General features: G+C 48.3%; 20 protein-coding genes. 13 read left to right on the forward strand and 7 right to left on the reverse strand.

Going from position 1 to position 21,779, the window contains the following annotated elements; all coding sequences use genetic code 11:
• Positions 1 to 181: 181 nt before the first annotated feature.
• The 5 genes from ldtR to P6574_RS12110 all read right to left on the reverse strand — a co-directional run bounded on the left by ldtR (position 182) and on the right by P6574_RS12110 (position 4,595).
• Positions 182 to 694, reverse strand: a complete 513-nt coding sequence (gene ldtR / locus P6574_RS12090) for a transcriptional regulator LdtR (RefSeq protein WP_310620531.1) — start codon at positions 692 to 694, stop codon at positions 182 to 184.
• 151 nt (positions 695 to 845) lie between these two features.
• Complete coding sequence (mmsB, locus tag P6574_RS12095) at positions 846 to 1,751, reverse strand: 3-hydroxyisobutyrate dehydrogenase (RefSeq protein ID WP_310620532.1); 906 nt, start codon at positions 1,749 to 1,751, stop codon at positions 846 to 848.
• Between the two features lie 112 nt (positions 1,752 to 1,863).
• A complete protein-coding gene (locus P6574_RS12100) occupies positions 1,864 to 2,274 on the reverse strand; it encodes a DUF6163 family protein (RefSeq protein WP_310620533.1) in 411 nt (136 codons plus the stop codon).
• Positions 2,275 to 2,322: 48 nt separating this feature from the next.
• Positions 2,323 to 3,387, reverse strand: coding sequence for an enoyl-CoA hydratase/isomerase family protein (locus P6574_RS12105; protein WP_310620534.1), 1,065 nt, complete (start codon positions 3,385 to 3,387; stop codon positions 2,323 to 2,325).
• Positions 3,388 to 3,458: 71 nt separating this feature from the next.
• On the reverse strand, positions 3,459 to 4,595 hold the full coding sequence (locus tag P6574_RS12110) for an acyl-CoA dehydrogenase family protein (RefSeq protein WP_310620535.1): 1,137 nt from the start codon (positions 4,593 to 4,595) through the stop codon (positions 3,459 to 3,461).
• 337 nt (positions 4,596 to 4,932) lie between these two features.
• Between P6574_RS12110 and hemB the strand changes: the two genes are divergently transcribed.
• From hemB to P6574_RS12135, 5 genes are all read left to right on the forward strand, one after another.
• A complete protein-coding gene (gene hemB / locus P6574_RS12115; protein WP_310620536.1) occupies positions 4,933 to 5,925 on the forward strand; it encodes a porphobilinogen synthase in 993 nt (330 codons plus the stop codon).
• Positions 5,926 to 5,948: 23 nt separating this feature from the next.
• Positions 5,949 to 7,205: a threonine ammonia-lyase gene (locus P6574_RS12120; protein ID WP_405048098.1), complete on the forward strand. Its 1,257-nt coding sequence runs from the start codon at positions 5,949 to 5,951 to the stop codon at positions 7,203 to 7,205.
• 57 nt (positions 7,206 to 7,262) lie between these two features.
• The gene (locus P6574_RS12125; protein WP_310620538.1) at positions 7,263 to 7,745 is read left to right on the forward strand and encodes an RDD family protein; all 483 of its coding nucleotides are present in this window, start codon (positions 7,263 to 7,265) and stop codon (positions 7,743 to 7,745) included.
• A gap of 94 nt (positions 7,746 to 7,839) precedes the next feature.
• Positions 7,840 to 9,681, forward strand: coding sequence for an SLC13 family permease (locus P6574_RS12130; protein ID WP_310620539.1), 1,842 nt, complete (start codon positions 7,840 to 7,842; stop codon positions 9,679 to 9,681).
• Between the two features lie 62 nt (positions 9,682 to 9,743).
• Positions 9,744 to 10,478 carry an arginyltransferase gene (locus P6574_RS12135; protein ID WP_405048145.1) on the forward strand — a complete coding sequence of 245 codons (735 nt, stop codon included), beginning with the start codon at positions 9,744 to 9,746 and terminating at the stop codon, positions 10,476 to 10,478.
• Between the two features lie 112 nt (positions 10,479 to 10,590).
• Here P6574_RS12135 and P6574_RS12140 read toward each other — a convergent pair whose 3' ends face one another.
• Positions 10,591 to 11,169: a LabA-like NYN domain-containing protein gene (locus tag P6574_RS12140; RefSeq protein ID WP_310620541.1), complete on the reverse strand. Its 579-nt coding sequence runs from the start codon at positions 11,167 to 11,169 to the stop codon at positions 10,591 to 10,593.
• Positions 11,170 to 11,790: 621 nt separating this feature from the next.
• On the opposite strand from P6574_RS12140, the gene rpoZ reads away from it, so the two are divergent.
• The 7 genes from rpoZ (at position 11,791) to recO (ending at position 18,933) form a co-directional block, all read left to right on the forward strand.
• Entirely contained in the window at positions 11,791 to 12,186 is a 396-nt protein-coding gene (rpoZ, locus tag P6574_RS12145; RefSeq protein WP_310620542.1) for a DNA-directed RNA polymerase subunit omega, read from the forward strand.
• Between the two features lie 93 nt (positions 12,187 to 12,279).
• The gene (locus P6574_RS12150; RefSeq protein ID WP_310620543.1) at positions 12,280 to 14,502 is read left to right on the forward strand and encodes a RelA/SpoT family protein; all 2,223 of its coding nucleotides are present in this window, start codon (positions 12,280 to 12,282) and stop codon (positions 14,500 to 14,502) included.
• A gap of 239 nt (positions 14,503 to 14,741) precedes the next feature.
• On the forward strand, positions 14,742 to 15,359 hold the full coding sequence (locus P6574_RS12155) for a DUF2062 domain-containing protein (protein WP_310620544.1): 618 nt from the start codon (positions 14,742 to 14,744) through the stop codon (positions 15,357 to 15,359).
• A gap of 200 nt (positions 15,360 to 15,559) precedes the next feature.
• Positions 15,560 to 16,309, forward strand: coding sequence for a signal peptidase I (lepB, locus tag P6574_RS12160; RefSeq protein WP_310620545.1), 750 nt, complete (start codon positions 15,560 to 15,562; stop codon positions 16,307 to 16,309).
• 40 nt (positions 16,310 to 16,349) lie between these two features.
• Positions 16,350 to 17,060: a ribonuclease III gene (rnc, locus tag P6574_RS12165; protein WP_310620546.1), complete on the forward strand. Its 711-nt coding sequence runs from the start codon at positions 16,350 to 16,352 to the stop codon at positions 17,058 to 17,060.
• A gap of 37 nt (positions 17,061 to 17,097) precedes the next feature.
• The gene (gene era, locus P6574_RS12170; protein WP_310622158.1) at positions 17,098 to 18,033 is read left to right on the forward strand and encodes a GTPase Era; all 936 of its coding nucleotides are present in this window, start codon (positions 17,098 to 17,100) and stop codon (positions 18,031 to 18,033) included.
• Positions 18,034 to 18,174: 141 nt separating this feature from the next.
• A complete protein-coding gene (gene recO, locus P6574_RS12175) occupies positions 18,175 to 18,933 on the forward strand; it encodes a DNA repair protein RecO (protein ID WP_310620547.1) in 759 nt (252 codons plus the stop codon).
• On the opposite strand, the gene P6574_RS12180 is transcribed toward recO, so the two are convergent.
• The gene (locus P6574_RS12180; protein WP_310620548.1) at positions 18,930 to 19,244 is read right to left on the reverse strand and encodes a hypothetical protein; all 315 of its coding nucleotides are present in this window, start codon (positions 19,242 to 19,244) and stop codon (positions 18,930 to 18,932) included. The two genes, recO and P6574_RS12180, sit on opposite strands and share 4 nt — an antisense overlap.
• Before the next feature lie 281 nt (positions 19,245 to 19,525).
• On the opposite strand from P6574_RS12180, the gene parC reads away from it, so the two are divergent.
• Positions 19,526 to 21,775 (forward strand): DNA topoisomerase IV subunit A, encoded by a 2,250-nt coding sequence (parC, locus tag P6574_RS12185; protein WP_310620549.1) that lies wholly within the window; start codon positions 19,526 to 19,528, stop codon positions 21,773 to 21,775.
• Positions 21,776 to 21,779 lie beyond the last annotated feature (4 nt).

The raw sequence follows: 21,779 nt of genomic DNA on the forward strand, positions 1-21,779 counted from the left end.
TTTAAGTTATTAAACAGCTTAATATGGCAAGAACTAAACATGCTAACCCCTATATTTAACTATAAATGACTACACACACCGGACACAAACTAATATAAAACCTATAGTAATGAAGTAGATACAAAAAAAACACCGCAAATCCTGAGATGCGGTGTTTTTAAATGGGGTAAAGTCGATTGGACTATAGGCGGTAAAGGATCTGATCTGTCCAGAAACGCTCCAGACGGCGAAGGCTGCGGTTGAGTTCCACCAAATTTTGGGCAGACATTTCCCCGACTTGCTCAACAGACAAAATATGTCTTGAATACAAATCATCTACGATTTTGGCTATTTCACGCCCCTTGTCCGTGAGGCTAACACGAACACTTCTACGATCCATGCGGGACCGTTCGTGATTGATATAGCCGGTTTCGACAAGTTTCTTTAAGTTGTATGACACGTTGGATCCCAAGTAGTATCCGCGTGTACGAAGTTCGCCTGCTGTGAGCTCCGAATCTCCGATATTGAAAAGAAGAAGAGCTTGAACGCTATTTACATCTGAACGACCCATGCGGTCGAATTCATCTTTAATCACATCCAAGAGACGGCGATGGAGCCGCTCAATTAGTGTGAGCGCTTCGAGGTAAGCCGGCTTTAATTCTGCTTGATCCTCATCCTGTGCCAGGACCTCAACTGCCCTATTTGTATTGATCATCTGGTTGCGCCTTATGTCCTATTGCCGTGCAAGTCGTATTTTTATTCAGCACTTAATGCAAATTTACACGACTGAATCTAAGAAGCACTTAATATATAAGTATAATTTCAAGTTAATACACAACAGTTTTTCTACTTTTCCGATTAATAATTTATTTACCCTCTTTTCGCAAGAAATTTATAATTCCGGAAAAATCCGCAGTTTCCCCTAGGTCCAAACAGAATTTTTCATAGGTCTCGGCGGCTTTTTGCCCCATAGGAGCACTCACCTCTAATTTGTCCAAGGCCTCTTTTGCCAACAGCAAATCTTTAAGCATCATGGCTGCGCTAAATCCCGCTTGATAGTCATTATTGGCTGGAGAGGACGGAACGGGGCCCGGAACAGGGCAATAAGAAGTCAATGCCCAGCACTGCCCGGAGGAGGCCGAAGAGATGTCAAAAAGCTTTTGTCGGTCCAGCCCCAACTTGTCTGCTAGCAAAAATGCTTCGCAGGTTCCTATCATTGAAACTCCAAGTAGCATGTTATTGCAGATTTTGGCAGCTTGCCCAGCGCCAGCCTCACCCGCATGAACAATTGACTTACCCATAATTTCTAAAATGGGCTTTGCCCTTTCAACGGCCTGCACATGACCACCCACCATAAATGTAAGTGAGCCCGAGCTAGCCCCAGCTACTCCGCCAGAAACCGGAGCATCAATTAGATCATGCCCCACTTCAGATGCCTTTTGCGAAACATAGCGGGCACTTTCGACATCAATGGTAGACGAATCAATAAGTAATGTCCCCTCACCCACTAACTCAAAAATGCCATTATCACCTAAGTATACGGCTTTAACATGCTTGCCAGCTGGCAGCATGGTTATGACCACTTGGGCATCCTTAACTGTTTCTTCCAATGAAAGGGCAGCCTTTCCTCCCGCCAAAGAAAACTGATCTCTCGCTTCCTCACTTAGATCATAGCCAGAAACAATATGGCCAGCGTTGACCAGGTTGACAGCCATGGGGCCGCCCATATTTCCAAGACCAATAAATCCGATTTTTAACGGCGCTCCACTCATCGCTCTCTCCCCATACATATTAAAACTTGCCGAAACATTCTTGTTTATCTGGCTCCACACACCTTTCCATCGGCGTATTTAAAACGGAGCCCGACAACAGATTTGGCTCTCCTCACCCTCTTGTCTCTCTTTCTGAAAGATAGAGCAACAAAAGATATAGAGCCACAGCTATGATAAAAAATGAAATCTCAAGAGGCTGGCGACCATAGATTGCCGCAAACATTGTATGCATAACAACCTGACTCAGAGCCAGAAAAAGCCAGATTACTGTCCCCCAGTTCGCCAGCAACCACAACCCCACGGCGGCGACCAAGTTCAAGACTGCAAAGAAAATTGTTGCACTTTGCAATTCGATTGGCACTTGAGAAAAAAACAAGCCATCCCAATTACTCAGACCGATAATGTGGGACCATTGGTAAATGCCTGAGGCAATCGAAACAGCAGCAAGAACGCGTAGGTATACATGCAGTATGCGCGTAAAGGTCGACCCGCTCTTCAAAAACTCAACGACTGTCCAAAGCATCAACTCATACCAATCTATTACTTTTCCAATTGCAGCACATGTTCCACCTTAAGAAACAATGTTGAGGATCGCTAAATTCAGATCTCCCCCATCTGGTTCAGCAAAGTACTGTTGCAAATTAATGGCTTCTATATCAGACAGAGAAGAAGGCTGCCACTGGGGAGTATTATCCTTGTCCACCAAGACAGCACGAACCCCCTCATAAAAGTCATTCCCCTTCAAAATATTAGCGACTATTCGGAATTCCATTCGCATGTTGGCTGGCATATCCAGTTCTGCGCCGCGTTTCAATTGCTCATGGGTAATCGCTATGCTTGAGGGCGAACGTCGTCGCAACTGGGCAAGGGCCTTACCCGCAAAGTCATTCCCTTCATCATTGCTAGCGTTCTCAAGGAACTTGAATATCTCTTTTGGAGTTTCTGCTTGAAAGCACTTTTCAATCAAATCAGCCTGCGCCGCTAACGGGGCTGGGCCTGGGTCATATGTGAAGCGCGACAGAACCGCATCGACATCATGAGCTTCACCCAGAGCTTTGATAATCTGGGAAATATCATCCGAATGCACTGTGTGCGTTAAAATTCCGGTCCAATAGCAATCCGCCTGCCGCAGGCGTTCAGCTGTTAAAGCGCAGTACATTCCAATATTATGAGGCATTCTTGGCAGAAAATACCCTCCGCCTACATCCGGAAAGAAGCCAATCCCGGTTTCAGGCATGGAGAACAAAGTCCGCTCAGTTCCAACCCGGTATCCCCCATGTACCGAAATTCCAACACCCCCACCCATAACAATACCGTCAATCAGTGCAATAAGGGGCTTCGGGTAGGCTTTCATATAGGCATTTAAGCGGTATTCATCAGCGAAAAAACTAAGAGCATCCTTGCTGTTTTCACGCCCGATATCATAGATTTTCCTGATATCTCCGCCTGCACAAAACGCCTTTTCACTCGCACTTTTAATGATGACATGATGAACATCCCCATCATGCTCCCAGCGCAAAAGGCATTGCTGAATTTCCTGAACCATCTCCTGCGTTAAAGCATTGAGAGCCTTAACTCGATTAAGGGTAATGATCCCGGCATATCCAGTCTTTTCAAATACTACGGCTTCATTCATTTCCTGAACTCTCCTTGCCCCACCAACGGACTGGTCAGTTTTTATGTTTTGCAACTGTTTCATTCCAAGTGTCACTTTAGCAGTTCACGGGCTATGATCAGGCGCATCACTTCATTTGTTCCCTCCAGAATTTGGTGTACCCGCACATCCCGCAGATACCGCTCCAGTGGATAATCCTTCAAATAACCATAGCCGCCATGCAGCTGCAGGGCATCATTAACCACCTTGAAACCCGTATCTGTCGCCAAAAGTTTCGCCATGGCCACCATTTTGGTTGCCGAAGCATCCTTCCTGTCCACTAAAGATGCAGCCTTGCGGAGCAAAAGACGTGCCGCTTCCAACTCAGTTGTCATGTCGGCCAATTTGAACTGAAGAGCCTGAAACTGCGAGAGGGTTTTGCCAAACTGTTTTCGCTCTTGCATATATTGAAGACTTTGAGAAAGACATGCCTCTGCGGCTCCCAAAGAGCAGGCACCAATATTAAGCCGCCCTCCGTCCAGACCTTGCATGGCAATCTTGAACCCTTGGCCCTCTTGTCCTACCAAGTTTGCCAGTGGAATATGACAGTCTTCAAAAACCACCTGAGCAGTAGGCTGGCTTTTCCAGCCCATTTTTCTTTCGTTTGCCCCAAAACTCAGGCCCGGAGTTCCTTTTTCCACCAGTACACAGCTAATACCTGAAGCGCCGCTTTCTCCAGTGCGCACCATAACCACATAAACATCAGAAACACCGCCGCCAGAGATAAAAGCTTTTGTTCCATTGAGAACATAGCCATCACGGGTGCGCTCGGCCTTCGTTGTAAGGGATGCGGCATCAGAACCGGAACCGGGCTCTGTAAGACAATAGCTGGCCACAAGTTCCATCGAGCATAGCTTGGATAAAAATCTATCCTTGATGCCTTCGCTTCCGTTTTGCTCTATCAATCGCGCAACCATATTATGAATGGTCAAGAAGGCAGCCGTTGAGGTACATCCTTTTGAAAGCTCTTCAAAAATGATGGTGCCATCCAGTCTTCCCAAGCCCGCCCCGCCATATTTCGGGCTTACATAGAGCCCAGCCAGACCCAAGGCAGCCCCGCGCCGCATCACCTCCAGAGGAAAATAGGAGTTTTCATCCCATTCAGCTGCGCAGGGCTCCAGCTCATCTTTAGAAAAGTTCGCTGCCATTTGCTGGAATGCAGATTGTTCTTCATTTAAATCAAAGTTCATCGGACGCAGCCTCCCAACTGCTTGCGATCTATGAAACAAGATCTGTTATTTACCGGTGAATACCATCTAAGTAAAACCGTAGTGCCCCATTGGCGAACCTAAAATTGAACTTAAGTTCATAGGCCTTCCAACGAAACAGGCCACTTGAGAAAAATGATTGTAGTTAAAGCGTTAGTGCTTGACTTTTTAAGTTTAACCACCCGCAACCCTCGTGCTATCAGATCTCAAACTCTTTACATCCGAGCTCCAGACGTCAGGTTAGCTTAAATAGATTCGGCTGACGAAAGAAAGTAGGACAAAAATGACAGAGATCAGCAAATCTGTAGAAAAAATTGATATGAGCAGCATCCTTAATGGCCGCAGGTTACGTCGCAACAGATCTACAGACTGGTCTCGCCGTATGGTGCGGGAAACTTCCTTAACCGTGAATGACTTGATCTGGCCTATTTTTTTGATGGATGGAGCCAATAAAAGAGAAGCCGTCACCTCTATGCCCGGCGTCGAGCGCCTAAGCATTGATCTGGCTGTAAAAGCTGCTGAAGAGGCTGCCAATTTGGGCATACCCGCAATAGCGCTCTTTCCAAATACCGACCCGACCTTAAAAGACAACAATGGTTCGGAAGCTCTCAATCCGAACAACCTGACCTGTCAGGCTCTCAGGGCGATTAAGGCTGAAGGGATACCCGTTGGACTGATGACCGATGTGGCCTTGGACCCGTACACCTCCCATGGTCACGACGGAATTTTGGACGGTGACGTTATCCTCAATGACGAGACCGTCAACCAACTGGCCAAGCAGGCTCAGATACAGGCCGATGCCGGAGCCGACATTATTGCCCCCTCTGACATGATGGACGGCCGCATAGGCGCTATACGGCAAACACTTGAGGAGACTGGGCACCAGTCTGTTCAAATCATGGCATACTCTGCCAAATATGCCTCTGCCTTTTACGGCCCGTTCCGCGATGCAGTGGGCACAGGCACCGTTTTGCAAGGCGACAAACGCACATACCAGATGGACAGCGGCAATACGGATGAAGCTCTGCGTGAGGCGGAGTTTGATATCAATGAAGGCGCCGATATGATCATGGTTAAACCCGGCATGCCGTACCTTGATATAGTTTCCAAACTCAAAGACCAGTTTAAGGTGCCCACCTTCGCCTATCAGGTATCTGGAGAGTATGCCATGATTTGCGCCGCCGCCCAAAACGGCTGGCTGGACCATGACCGCAGCATGATGGAAAGTATCTTAGCATTTAAAAGAGCCGGTGCTGATGGGGTTTTGACCTATTTCGCGCCAGAAGTTGCAAAAATTCTGGCTAGGCGCTAGTGCCCCCTGTCGCTGTTCTCTAGATGAAAGTACATAGATTGACTGTAACAATTGAGCATATCCGGGCAGCGGCAAGGCAGATTCAGGGCGCGGTTTTAAGAACGCCTTTTCTCGAGGCTCCTCGCCTCAGCGCCCTGTCCGGTGCTGATGTTTTTGTGAAATATGAAAACATGCAGGTGACCAATGCGTTTAAAGAACGCGGCGCCCTGACAAAACTTCTCTCGCTAACTCCAGCTGAAAAAGCGCAGGGCGTCATTGCCATGTCAGCGGGAAACCATGCGCAAGCCGTTGCCCGTCACGCCACCCGCCTTGACATACTGGCGGTTATCGTCATGCCGGAAAATACCCCTCTCTTGAAAATTACAGCAACTCAGGAGTTCGGCGCCAAGGTTGTGCTGGCCGGGGCCGATGTGGATGAGGCAAAACGGGAAGCTGATCGCCTTTCGAAAACCCACGGTTACACTTGGGTTCACCCCTTCGATGATCCGTTGGTTATAGCTGGACAGGGCACGCTTGCCCTCGAAATGCTGGAGGATCAGCCTGATCTGGATACAATCATCACCCCCGTGGGCGGTGGCGGTTTGATTTCTGGGGTCGCGGTAGCGGCCAAAGCTTTAAATCCCTCGATCGACATCATTGGCGTAGAAACAGAACTTTATCCATCCATGTACAATATTCTGCATTCCCACAGTTTGCCTTGTGGCGGCAATACTGTGGCAGAAGGGATTGCCGTACAAAAGGTGGGTGAACACACACGCAAAATCGTAGAGAAGCTGGTTTCCCAAATTGTACTCGTAAATGAGAGCCAGATAGAACAGGCAATCAATACCTATCTAATATTACAAAAGACAATCGCGGAGGGGGCTGGAGCCTCGGGCCTCGCTGCGCTCTTGGCTCACAAAGAACAGTTTGAGGGAAAAAAAGTTGGTCTTGTTGTATGTGGCGGCAATATTGACCAGCGGCTCTTAACCGGCATCGTACTGCGCGAACTCGTGCGCGATGGAAATATCATCTCCATACGCTGTACCATTCCCGACAGGCCGGGAATTTTGGGGGAAATTTCCACGTTAATCGGTCAGCTGGGCGGCAATATTCTTGATGTCTCGCATCACCGCCTGTTTCTCGAAGTTCCAGCCAAGGGGGCAACCTTGGATGTGACCATCGAAACCAGAGGTACCAAGCACGCACATTCCATTATTCAAACTCTGGAGGAAAAAGGGATCAAAGTTCAACCGCGAGGCAATGGGCAGTATCAAACCGGTGCCTACACTTCCATCTGATTGAAATTGTGGGTAACATTACCTACCTCTCACTTAAAGTGAATGGAGAGAGAAATTATGAGCGAAGGATTAACGCGGCACACAGGGAAACGGACCGCATTTGACCCTTATTTACAGCCCGCACTTTTTGACGGGGTGCGCACCAAACGCATTTTTGCGTTTTTTATTGACGTCATCGCTATACTAATTTTGACAGTTATTGCCTCTGTCTTTGTTTTCTTTCTGGGAATCTTTACCCTTGGTCTGGGTTTCTTCCTCTATGCGTTTTTATGGCAGGCCGTTGCCATTACCTACACTGCCTTCACGCTTGGCGGTCCGGACGCCGCAACTCCGGGCATGAAAGCCATGGGCATCGAAATGCGTCTTTGGTATGGAGACAAGCCTTACCCTCTTCTAGCTGCCGTCTACGCCATCCTTTTCTGGATCTCCATTACATTTCTCACACCCCTTGTTTTGCTGGTGTCGCTTCTAAACGGACAAAAACGCCTTCTTCACGACCTTGTATTGGGGACAGTTGTCATCAACAAACCTGTAGAATAAGCTAGTTTTTCTAAAATTTTCAATTGCCGCGCGTGACTATAGCTGTCTAACAATCTAAACAGGGAGAAAACCTTATAGACAGTACGGGGAGCGCATGGAGTTTTTAAATATTCCGATGATTGTGACATTTATGATCATCGGATCCACCATTATACTCTATGCGACTGAGCGCTTTTCCATTGAAGTTATTGCTTTGGGTTCCGTTACCTCGTTGATGCTGCTTTTTATTTTCTATCCGCAGACGCTGGATGGAAAACAGGTAACGCCGGCGGACCTGCTCAGTGGCTTCGCGAACCCCGCTCTCATTACCGTCATAGCACTACTTATTGTTGGTCAGGCCCTTTTTCATACCGATGCCCTTGAGAAACCCTCGCAGCTCACTCTTCGCTTAAGCAGAAAGCGAAAGTGGCTCGCCCAAGCACCGCTTCTCCTTCTTATTGCCGCGCTCAGTGCTTTTTTGAACAACACTCCGGTGGTCGTCATGGCCTTGCCCATTCTGACCGCCGTTGCACATGCTCATGGAACATCTCCAGCTCGCCGACTTATGCCCTTGTCTTTTATCACGATTTTAGGTGGTATGACGACAATGATAGGGTCTTCTACCAACCTACTTGTGGCCAACATGGCTAACGAGACAGGGGAGGTGTACATTGGCTTTTTCACCTTCAGTAAACTTGGCGTGATGATCGCCAGTGTTGGTGCGCTCTATGTCATTTTCATAATGCCCTACCTCCTGAAGCCTAGAAAAACTATGGCGGAGGAATTTACAGGGCAAAGTGGACGGCAGTTTATAGCCCAAATTCAAATAGGCTATGGCCACCCCTTGGTGGGAACTCAAGCCGTTGCAGGTCTTTTTCCTCCGCTAAAAGACATGACCGTACGACTTGTCCAGCGTGGTGAGCGCCCTCTGCTCCCACCCTTCGAGAACGTTACACTCAGCCCCGGGGATACTGTTATCGTCGCGGCTACCCGCACGACACTGACCAAGGCCTTGAGCCGAAGAAAACCACTACTTACAACGGAAACGAGCGAAGAACACAGCACTGTCACCGAGGCCCATGAACCAACTGCCCCCTCCGGCACCATCACCTTAGCGGAAGCAGTTATTGCTCCCGGCTCCAGACTTATTGGCCGCACCATTGCGCAAGCAGGCTTTCACGCAGATACCGGATGTGTTGTGACCGGCTTGCAACGACGCAGCCGCATGCCACGCATGCCAATGACAGATATTAGAATGGAATCTGGTGATGTGCTACTCATAGGGGGAGACCGGGAAGATATTGACAGTTTACGGGGCAACCGAGATGTCCTGTTGCTGGACTGGTCCGCAACGGAAGTTCCTCAAAGAAAGTACGCCAATCGGGCCTTACTCATCTTTGCACTCATGATTATCACAGCAGTTTCAGGAGTGCTTCCTATTGTTGTGTCAGCAGTTGCAGCCTGCTTTGGGTTGGTAGCCACTGGATGTTTGAATGTGCGCCAAGCCCTTCGCACAATAGATAGCCGAATATTCATGCTTATTGGCTCCGCAATCGCCGCCTCCGTTGCACTGGAGGCAACAGGCGGGGCAGTTACTGTGGCACAGGCCCTTCTGGAGGCAACTGAAGGGCTCAGTGTCCCTGTTGTCCTCTCAGTATTTTTCCTTCTTATAGCAGTTTTGACAAATCTGCTTTCCAACAACGCTACAGCTGTTCTCTTCACCCCTATTGCCATTAGCTTGGCCAATAGAATGGGCGCACCCGTAGAGCCCTTTATCATCTGTCTCATTTTTGCGGCAAACTGCTCTTTTGCTACACCTATTGGTTACCAAACAAACCTAATTGTTATGGGGCCAGGTCATTATCGATTCAGAGATTTTCTAATTGCAGGGACACCATTGGCCATTATCATCTGGTTGACCTTCTCAATTTTGGCACCCTACTATTATAACTTATAGGGATATTGTAGTTTATCGGATCAAACCAGCCCGACGGAGATGCGTCTGTGACAAAGCAGACAATGGAAAATCCTCAGTTTTACCTTACAGCCCCCTCTCCCTGCCCTTACTTGAAGGGGAAAGAGGAGAGGAAAATCTTTACCCATCTGGTGGGAGATCATGCAGCTGCTCTGAATGATATTCTGACACAAGGAGGGTTCAGGCGCTCACAAAACATTGCCTACCGCCCCGCCTGTGAAGCTTGTAAAGCTTGCGTATCTGTGCGCGTGTGTGTCAATGAGTTTCAATGGACCAAATCTCTTAGGAGACAGTGGAAAAAGGGACACGATCTGATTGGCACCGAGTTTCCTCCCGGCCCTTCTTCAGAGCAGTATGATTTATTTCAGGAGTATCTGGGCACACGGCACAAAGGCGGAGGAATGACAGAGATGTCTGTTGTTGACTATGCCATGATGGTTGAAGACACCCACGTGGAAACCGTTGTTATCGAATACCGCCGCCGTGGTGTCGACAGTTTTTTGACCGGAACCGGATCAGGCCCGCTTCTTGCCACTGCCTTGACTGACAGGCTCAGCGATGGACTTTCAATGGTTTACTCTTTTTTCAACCCACATCATCATTGGATTGCCTTGGGAACGTTTATGATTCTCGACCATATCGTCCGCGCCCAGCACTTGGGCCTTCCCTATGTCTATCTTGGCTATTGGGTGGAAGGGTCTCCCAAAATGGCATATAAACAGCGCTTCCAACCTCAAGAACATCTTGGCCCTCAAGGCTGGGAAAGGTCTATAAAATAAAATGGTCCGGCAATTTGCCGGAACCATCTAATTCAGGATCAAGATACTATCAAACAGCTGACACTTTGAGCACTTTAAAACACGCCATAAAGTAAAACTCAAAGCCCACTATTTAGTATCCAGATGTGCTATCATGATCATCTTCAAGGCGCTGCGGACGCTCGCTAGGATCACGCCCAACGCGAGACATCAAGGTTGCCAGTTCAATAAAGTGATCGGCCTGACGGCGCAAATCATCTGCGATCATTGGGGGCTGGGTTTGCAACGTGGATACTACAGAAACCTTACGACCACGCCGCTGTAGCGCTTCAACGAGGGAGCGGAAGTCACCATCTCCAGAAAACAGAACAATATGGTCAACGGTATCAACAAGCTGCATGGCATCCACGGCCAGCTCGATATCCATATTCCCTTTGACCTTGCGTCTGCCCGCAGAATCTACGAATTCCTTCACCGGCTTAGTCACGACTTTGTAGCCGTTATAATCCAGCCAGTCGATTAAAGGTCTGATGGAGGAGTATTCCTGCTCTTCAACCAGAGCTGTGTAATAATAGGCTCTTAACAGGTATCCCTTGGACTGGAACTCTTTCAGAAGGCGTTTGTAATCAATATCAAAACCAATCGCCTTAGCCGTAGAATATAAATTGGCGCCATCAATAAACAATGCCACTTTTTCGCGGGGATCAAACATTATTTTATTTACCTTTCCGCTGCACAGTAACAGTCGTCACCCGAAAGAAACCATTGGGTTCGTTTTCAATGCTATTTGTAGAAACATCAAATGAACGCAAATAAAGCTCTTTTGTGACACCTCTCCCAAACCCAGAGAGAGATTGGTTACATGGGCACATTTTATTCCACCCACAGTGCATTACTTAAATATTTTTCACCTATACGCGTTAAAAATTGTCGAACGCCCTATAAAAATCGTGAAATAAAAGCGTTTCACACAATCGACAACGCAAATCTTTCTATATTTTTAATCAATATAAAGTCTACTAGTTTTCGTAATTTTTTTCTTGGCAATTAACAATTTTAAGTAGATGTGATCTCTATTTCGAAAGTTCTATGATGCGAAATTGCCCTCATCTCCCGAGTAAACACTATAAACCTCGTTAAATTGCTTAGCTCACAACTCTTTGCTGAATACTAGAAACTATAATATATATGGAAGTTCGAATACCCTGTTTAAATAATGGATTAAATATCTTGCCCCCCTTGAGCGGGTAATTGATTATCAAATATTCTTGCGTTATAGATCAAAGCGAATTAAGAGTTCCCCCTATTAGTTTCCAAGAAATGGAGTATTCGTATGGCGCGTGTGACCGTCGAAGATTGTATCGACAAGGTCGAAAACCGGTTCGAGCTGGTTCTTCTTGCCAGCCATCGCGCCCGGATGATATCCAGTGGCTCGCCGCTGACGATAGACCGTGACAATGACAAAAACCCAGTAGTTGCCCTGCGTGAAATCGCCGAGGAAACTGTCAGCCCGGAAGATCTGAAAGAAGATCTCATTCACTCATTGCAAAAATATGTTGAAGTGGATGAACCTGAGGCTGAAACAGCTCCAATGGTTCCTTCAGATCCAAATGCTGTACAGATGAATGCGATCGACGATTCTGAAGTGGAATTTGACCGCATGACGGAAGAAGACCTTCTGAAAGGTCTTGAAGGTCTGGTTCCACCAGAGCGTTCCGACGATTACTGATTGAATTTAGATTGAGGTCGGCGCCGGCAGTGTCGGCGCCCTTCAAGCTAAACGCCGGCCAGACATATTGCTGGAAGTTTGGAGCGGCTGCAAATGATGCGCCAGTATGAGCTTGTTGAGCGGGTTACCCGCTACAACCCCCAGGCTGATGAAGCCTTACTCAATAAAGCATATGTATACGCAATGCAAAAGCACGGGACCCAAACCCGTGCCTCTGGCGATCCCTTTTTCTCCCATCCGCTTGAAGTTGCCGCAATCCTGACTGAACTCAATCTGGATGATGCAACCATCGCCGTTGCCCTTCTGCATGACACCATTGAAGACACAGATGCAACCCGCGCTGAAATCGACCACCTATTTGGCGAGGAAATCGGCAAGCTTGTTGAGGGCCTGACGAAAATCAGCCGCCTTGATCTTGTTTCAAGAAAAGCAAAGCAGGCAGAAAATTTCCGTAAGCTCCTGTTGGCTATCGCGGATGATGTTCGGGTATTGCTTGTCAAGCTGGCCGACCGCCTTCACAACATGCGCACCCTTCATCACATGCCTATCGAGAAGCGGCAACGCATTGCTGAAGAAACCATGGAGATCTATGCTCCCCTTGCTGGCCGCATGGGTATGCAGGATATGCGTGAGGAATTGGAGGATATTTCATTCACCACGCTCTATCCTGATGCTTGTGACACAATCAAGCAAAGGCTCCAGACGTTACACCATAAAAATGAAGGCATCATTTCCGATATTGAGGCGGATCTGACCGAACGACTGGCTGAGCGCGGCATTGAAGCTACGGTAAGTGGACGGCAAAAGCGCCCCTATTCCATTTTCAAGAAAATGCAGCGCAAATCCCTCGGCTTTGAACAACTATCAGATATCTACGGCTTTCGTGTAATCTTGCCAACGGTAGAAAACTGCTACCGTGTTCTGGGCCTTATTCACACCATGTGGCCTTGCGTTCCAGGGCGGTTTAAAGACTATATTTCTACACCCAAACAGAACGATTACCGCTCAATTCATACTACAGTGGTTGGCCCTAAACGCCAGCGTGTAGAGCTGCAGATACGTACCAAAGCAATGCACTTGATTGCTGAAAATGGCATTGCGGCCCATGCTCTTTATAAGGATGGAGTTACAGGCGGGCGCAATATCACCAGCCACACTTCCGAGTCCCGCGCCTACGCGTGGCTGAGAGGCACAATTGACCTGCTTGCTCACGGAGATACACCCGAAGAGTTTCTGGAACATACCAAACTCGAGCTTTTCCACGATCAGGTATTCTGCTTCACCCCCAAAGGGCGGTTGATAGCCCTACCCAACGGCGCAACCCCAATTGACTTTGCCTATTCCGTACACACGGATGTGGGCAACACCTGTGTTGGCTGCAAGATCAACGGGCACATCAGCTCCCTACTCACAGAGCTTCATAACGGTGATGAAGTGGAAATCGTTCGCTCTGAAGCACAAACGCCACCCCCCGCATGGGAGCAGATTGCCGTCACGGGCAAAGCACGCGCTGCCATTCGCAGAGCTACGCGCGCATCTGCTCGCCAGCAGTACAGTGACTTGGGCAGACACCTTCTGGATAGAGCTTTTATTAGGGCTGAGAAAGAGTTTAACGAAGCAATTCTACAGTCATTGCTGCATAGCTTTTCCATGTCATCAACCACAGACCTTTTGATCAGCGTCGGGAAGGGTGAAACCACAGCCAACGACATTCTGGCAGCCCTTTATCCGGATGTGAAATCAGGCCCAGCTACAGATCCAGCCAAGACGAATCTCCCCAGCGGTTCTGAGGCCGAAGGCTGGTTCGACCTAGATAAAGAGAGCTCGGTTAAATTTAAAATCCCCGGCACAGACGGTGACAGCCCCTCTTTCCCAATACGAGGAATGTCCGGATCCTTACCAGTTCGCTTTGCCCCCAACGGCGGCGCTGTGCCTGGTGATCGCATAATTGGCATTCTCACGCCGGGCATCGGAATTACTATTTACCCCATACACTCTCCTGACCTCAAAGAATTTGATGACCAACCGGAGCGCTGGCTGGATGTCCGCTGGGACATTGATCCTGAAAGTCCCTCCCGTTTTCCGGCACAAATTGCCATTTCAGCCATTAACGAGCCCGGTTCCCTTGCAACTATCACCCGTGTTATCGGTGATTGCCATGGAAACATTGACAATATAAAAATTGTAGGGAAAGCGCCTGACTTCCATGAAATGCTGATTGATCTGGAAGTCTGGGACCTTAAACATTTAAACCAGATAACAAACCAGCTACGCGCCAAACCAAACGTTTCCAAAGCAAAACGCGTAAACGGCTAACAGGGTTTCAAGAAGCGATGATGGCCGTTTGGCGGTTTAATCATCGTTTCAGCTGGCCCGTACTTACGCTTTTGAGCTAATGGCGACTTGGAAATGACGGGATTTTTACTCACAGGGAAGGAAAGTCAACGCAGTGCATGGTGGATACATGTAAAAGAGGCTTGATAACTCCCTGATAAGGCGTCAGGGGTACGATGATTTGTCTGCTCTAGGCAAGAAAATGAAATTAACACAACACGATGCTCTTTAAACGCCGCCATAAACCGACACATATAGAAAAACTTCGCGTCGCTGTCTGGCCGCGCCACAGCTGGTCCCGTTCCTACCGATACCTTGCCAAAAGAGTAATGCGCCTTACCGCGAGTCCCCACACAATTGCGCTGGGATTTGCCGCCGGAGCTGCAGTTTCATTCACACCTTTTATCGGCTTCCATTTTATTCTCTCATTCATACTCGCCTACATAATCCGCGGAAATTTTTTAGCGGCGGCGCTGGGAACCTCGGTGGGTAACCCACTCACGTTCCCCTTTATCTGGGCGTCCACCTATAAGCTTGGCACATTTTTTCTTTATGGATATGCGGGGCATCCCCCACGGCCAGAACAACTCGGGCACCAATTCATCCGGCAATCTTTCGATGCTCTGTGGCCCATCATAAAACCAATGATACTGGGGAGTATCCCCCTTGGTATTATTGCGGGCGTTGTTTTTTATTTTATTATCCGCTTTGGCGTTGAAGCCTACCAAAAAACCCGTCAACGCAGAATTCAGTTGAGACACAAAGCGGTACAGCTGGCAACCATGCACAAGGATCGGGTAAATAAGAGCGCTTCTCGCAAGAAAGACGACAGAGTGTAACGCAGATAAAAACTAGAACTCATGTACTCAAGTTACCCTTGAAACTCCCTTTCCAGACCTTGACCAAGCCATAAAACCAGTCTTGCATGGATTGCTTCCCGCTTCTTGAGAGGGTAAGAGTGCTTGGGATTTAAAGCAATTCAACCGATTCACGATTTATTTAAAACGTTAGCCAAGAAGTTAGAAAACAAAGGATTATTATGAGCGCTGACAAAAAGAAGACAAAACAGGAAGGCGGTACGTACGAGACCATAAAGGTAATCGTACAGGCCCTTCTATTGGCGCTCGTTGTGCGAACATTTTTGTTCCAGCCGTTTTCAATTCCTTCCGGATCCATGAAGGACACGCTTCTGATCAACGATTACCTGTTTGTTTCCAAGTTCAGCTACGGGTACAGCCGTTATTCGTTCCCCTTCGGACTGCCCTTATTTTCCGGGCGGGTCTGGTCTAGCGCCCCCGAGCGGGGGGATGTAGCCGTCTTTAAACTGCCCACTGATAACAAGACAGATTATATAAAGCGCGTTATTGGTCTTCCCGGAGACAAAATTCAGGTTCGAGACAGTATTCTTTATATCAACGGAGAACAGGTAGAGCGCCGCCGTATCGATGACTATATCGAGAAGGACAGCTATGGAAACGTTCGCCGTGTTCCGCGTTATGTTGAGACACTGCCAAACGGCGTTTCCTATGATACACTGGATCTTACTTCCAGAGGATCTTTGGATAATACCAAGGTGTATACGGTTCCCGCCAATCACTACTTTATGATGGGTGACAACAGGGATAATTCAGCTGATAGTCGTGTCGGCTCTGTAGGTCCTGTTCCTTTCGAAAACTTCGTTGGCCGTGCTGATATTATTTTCTTCTCACTTGAAGAGGGCCAACGGGCATGGATGGTCTGGAAATGGCCTTGGACTGTACGTTGGTCGCGCATCGGTACCCCATTATAGTTTTATGGCAGCACACGCTGCGCAGTATGTAAGCCACTAGATGAACGCTAAGAAAACAAAAAAGAAATCCGATGCTTCCCTCGAAGCCCGGATCGGCTACAAGTTCAAAGACAAAGCCCTGCTGGACAGGGCACTCACACACGCAAGTGCCCTGTCTTCTTCTCGTGCAAACCAGGAAAGTTACCAAAGATTAGAGTTTCTTGGTGACCGGGTTCTTGGCCTTGCAATCGCAACCATGCTGGAAAATGCCTTTCCCAAAGCAGATGAAGGTGAACTTGCAAGACGGTTGAACCAACTGGTGAAACGCGAAACTTGCACGGAGGTCGCCAAGGTCTTGCAGGTGGGCGACCACATGCGCCTTGGGGATGCGGAAAGCCAGAGCGGCGGGCGGAAAAAAGGTGCATTGCTAGCTGATATGTGCGAGAGCATTATTGCCGCCATCTACCTTGATGGTGGCTATGACGAAGCCAGTGCTTTTATTGATCGCTTTTTTGCCGAGCGCATGAAGTCCTATAGCGGACCGCTGAGAGACGCAAAAACAACACTTCAAGAGTGGGCACAGTCAAAAGGGCACCCGACACCTTATTATGAAGTTGTCGCGCGCACAGGCCCAGACCATGCGCCCTGCTTCCGGATGAAAGTCTCCGTTGAAGGTGTTGCACCCGGCGAGGCTGAAGGAAGTTCCAAAAGAATCGCAGAGCAGTCTGCAGCAGAAACAATCCTGCGCCGGGAAGGCGTTTGGAGCGAGTAAAAAAATAATGACAGAAGACAATCACGATAAAGACAACATGGGGCAGATCAACATCCCCGGTTCGACGATTAAAGACAATGACAATTCCAGTGCTGGTTTCGTCGCATTAATCGGGGCTCCCAATGCCGGAAAGTCCACCCTCCTTAACCACTTGGTTGGCCTTAAAGTTTCAATTGTCACGCACAAGGTGCAAACGACGCGCTCCTTAATTCGCGGTGTTGCCATTGAAGGCGACAGCCAGATTATCTTTGTCGACACCCCCGGAATCTTCCAGCCAAAACGCCGTCTGGAACGGGCGATGGTGGATTCTGCATGGGGCGGCGCCAAGGATGCGGATATCATTGCGGTGTTGATCGATGCAAAAAAAGGCATTGATGAATCCGTAGAAAAGATCCTTGTTGAACTACAAAACATCAAAATGCCGAAGGTTCTTATTCTCAATAAGGTAGATATTACCAAACGTGAGAAACTTCTGGACCTGGCCAAAAAGGCAAATGAATACACCAACTTTGATGATACCTTCATGGTCTCTGCACTGAACGGTAGCGGCACCAAGGACATCATGCAGTATTTTGCTAAAAAAATGCCTCAGGGCCCTTGGCTTTACCCTGAAGACCAAGCCTCAGACGTCCCTTTACGCATGCTGGCCGCAGAAATCACCCGTGAAAAACTATATCTACGGCTACATCAGGAACTTCCTTATATCTCTACTGTCGAGACTGATAGGTGGGAGGAAAAGAAGGATGGGTCCGTTCGTATCGAGCAAACCATTTTTGTGGAGCGAGACAGCCAGAAAAGTATCGTTCTAGGTAAGAATGGTCAGACCATAAAGAACATTTCCCAAAAAGCTCGTGAAGAGATGAAGGAAGCGTTTGAGCAGAACATCCACCTGTTTGTTTTTGTTAAGGTGCGCGAGAACTGGTCGGACGATCCGGAACGCTACAAGAATATGGGCTTAGATTTCCCGCATTAAAGCACTTTCCGCTTGATTGGGTTCAATCAAACGACAAGAATTCGCTTAAAAGATAATAGTTAGAGTGCGAGGCGTGAATGCCAATGAACGCGACGCGCTCTAAAGCGGAATGTACACTGCAGGAGCATTCGAGGCGATTTAATGCAATGGTCAGGAGAAGGGATTGTTATAGCAACCAAAAAGCAGGGAAATTCCAACCTCCTACTGGAAGTTATAACAAAAGAGAGAGGCCGGTGGGTTGGCCTCGTTCGTGGTGGGCGCTCTCGAAAAAAACAGCCTACCCTGCAGCTGGGCAACCAGTTACACCTGACTTGGAAGGCTCGCCTGCACGAACAGCTCGGCTTTTTTACAGCCGAGCCAATTAATCTGCGTGCTGCCACCCTCATGCAGTCCGCCCTCTCCCTTTATGGCCTGCAATCCATTTGTGCACTTCTGCACCTTCTCCCTGAAAGAGATCCGCACACCTCCCTGTATAGTGCACTTGATGTGGTTCTTGATCATCTGGAAGATTACAATTTGGCTGCCGCCCTCATGGCACGGTTTGAGCTTCAGCTTCTCAACGAACTTGGTTTCGGTCTAGATCTCACAGAGTGTGCCGCCACTGGTACTGTTGAAGACCTTATATGGGTTTCCCCAAAATCCGGACGGGCAGTCAATAAAGAAGCGGGGGCTCCATGGAAAGACAAGCTCCTACCTCTTCCGAGTTTTCTTAGGAACATCGATTCACGAAGCACGATAGGGACTCATGCGACGCCAAAAGATGTACAGGATGCCTTCCATTTAACTGGGTACTTTTTGTTCAGGCATATTTACGAGCCACGTAATATTACTTGGCCACTAGCTCGAGACAGTTTCGTAAAAGAACTTAAAAAACAGGTAGAAACATCAGCCCAAGCCTAGTTTTTCAAAGGCTCAAAGTTAAGCCCTTGAACCTTCTTTTCCTTAGTATTCTTGGATAAGGCGGTGTTCTCAATAGCCACTTCACTTGTAGATGAATTACTTCTGTTTTTATTCAAAGAAAGAGGATGCCCACCAGATACTCTGGCCGCTTGAGTTTTAGTTACGACGGCGCTTTCTTTGCTTCCCTTTAATGCCGTCCCTTTTAAAGAGCCACCACCCATAACAAGCGGAATCACGACAGCAAGAGGCAAGACAAACACAAATAGCGCAACTGGTAGATGATAGGGACATTCTTTTGGAATTCTTGTCATGTCAGCCTATATTATTTTCACCGCACACAATATTACCCTACGTAACCCCTAAAAACTACAATAAACAACATGAAAAATAATCCCCCATATTTTATGGGTATGCTGCAAGCATCTATAAACCCCTTTTTTTAGCCGCCAAACAAGCCAAAGAGGTTTTCTGCCAATGAAATGCAGTACTGTGGAAGAGCGCGACTAAAAAACCGTGGGTTTCATGTAGGAATGTAGCATGTGATTGCGCCCCAGCATTGCCACTGGCTGACCATCGCGCTAACCAAATATACATGGGAAAAGAAGTGATCGACAACAACGGGTCTGAATCCGTTAATCTTAAAGATGCTTTGGAAGAGCGTTACCTTTCTTACGCTCTCACCACAATTATGCATCGTGCTCTGCCAGATGTTCGTGATGGGCTCAAACCAGTTCACCGGCGCATTCTTTATGGCATGCGATTGCTCAAGCTTGACCCTGGAGCTGGCTTTAAGAAGTGCGCACGTGTTGTCGGTGATGTGATGGGTAAGTATCACCCTCACGGTGATGCAGCTATCTACGACGCTTTGGTGCGACTGGCACAAGACTTCTCCGTTCGCTATCCCATGGTGGACGGGCAAGGTAACTTCGGCAATATCGACGGCGATAGCGCTGCGGCCATGCGTTATACCGAGGCCCGCATGACGGATATTGCCAAACGCGTGCTGGATGGGCTGGACGAGGATGCGGTTGAGTTCCGCGAGACCTATGATGGTTTGGACAAAGAGCCCGTCGTTCTTCCCGGCAATTTTCCAAACCTTCTGGCAAATGGCTCCACAGGCATTGCAGTGGGCATGGCCACATCCATTCCCCCGCACAATGCCTATGAGCTGTGCGAGGCCAGCCGGTTTCTCATTGAAAAACCCGATGCGCAAACAGCGGAGCTGCTGGAGTATGTGAAGGGGCCCGATTTTCCCACGGGCGGCATTATTGTTAATGACCAGAAGAGCCTGCTGGAAGCTTATGAAACCGGAAGAGGCAGCTTCCGCACACAGGCTAAATGGCACAAGGAAGAAGGACCACGGGGCTCCTACAACATTATTGTAACGGAAATTCCGTATCAGGTTCAAAAGTCGCGCCTCATAGAGAAAACAGCCGAACTTCTTATGGCGCGTAAGCTCCCTCTGCTGGACGATATTCGCGACGAATCTGCTGAAGATGTTCGGGTGGTTCTGGTTCCACGCAACAAGAACGTTGATCCTGAACTGCTCATGGCCTCGCTGTTCAAGCTAACAGACCTTGAATCCAGATTCTCCTTAAACATGAACGTCCTTTCCCACGGCAAAGTACCGAAGGTTATGGGGCTAAAAAGCGTTCTGCAAGAATGGCTTGACCATCAAAAGGAAGTTCTTGTCCGCAGATCCAACCATCGCTTGGATCAAATCAACCACCGTTTGGAAGTACTTGAAGGCTATCTGATTGCTTTCCTCAATCTCGATGAGGTTATCCGCATCATCCGTGAAGAGGACAAAGCAAAGCAATGCTTGATACAAACATTTGAGCTGAGCGAAGTGCAAGCAGAAGCTGTCCTCAACATGCGTCTGCGCTCCTTACGCAAACTGGAAGAGATTGAAATCCGCAAGGAGCATGACAAACTCTCCAAAGAACGTAACGGCTTGATTTCCCTTCTGGCATCCGAACGGAAGCTATGGACTAGAGTCTCCAAGCAGCTCAGTGAAATCAGCAAGGCCTATGGCCCTGAAACTGAGCTTGGAAAACGCCGTAGTCACTTCGGTCAGGCACAAGAGCATAATCTGGATCAGATCCATCAGGCTATGGTTGAGAAAGAGCCAATCACGGTAGTAATCTCTGAAAAGGGATGGATTCGGGCTCTTAAGGGACATGTACAGGACGTCGGCAACTTAACTTTCAAACAAGACGACAAGCTCAAGCTCTCGTTCCATGCGGAGACAACAGACAAGCTTCTGGTATTCACAACGAGCGGTAAGTTCTACACTCTTACTGCCGATAAACTACCGGGCGGACGGGGACACGGAGAGCCTATCCGTCTCATGTTCGATATGGACGAGGGGCAGGATATTATCACTGTCTTCGTGCATAAGCCGGGCCGGAAATTGCTCATTTCCAACAATGAAGCGCGGGGCTTTATTGTGAGCGAAACTGATATCGTCGCCAATACCCGTAAAGGCAAGCAGGTTCTGAACGTGGTGGCTCCTGCAACGGCAAAACTATGTGTCCCTGCAGATGGGGATTATGTTGCTGTCATCGGAATGAACCGCAAGCTACTCATCTTCCCACGCATTCAGATTGCGGAGATGGGACGTGGCCGAGGTGTGCGCTTGCAGCGCTATCGTGATGGCGGAATTTCTGATGCCAAAATTTTCAATTCCGAAGAAGGTCTCACTTGGATCGATGGTTCAGGAAGAACCTTTACCAGAACCCTTGAAGAGATGTCAGACTGGCTTGGAGATCGCGGTCAGGCAGGACGCTTGCCTCCCAACGGCTTCCCAAAATCAAACAAATTCAGCGGAAACTCGGTGTAGTTTT

The organism is Pseudovibrio sp. M1P-2-3, from assembly GCF_031501865.1.
Taxonomy (GTDB): domain Bacteria; phylum Pseudomonadota; class Alphaproteobacteria; order Rhizobiales; family Stappiaceae; genus Pseudovibrio; species Pseudovibrio corallicola.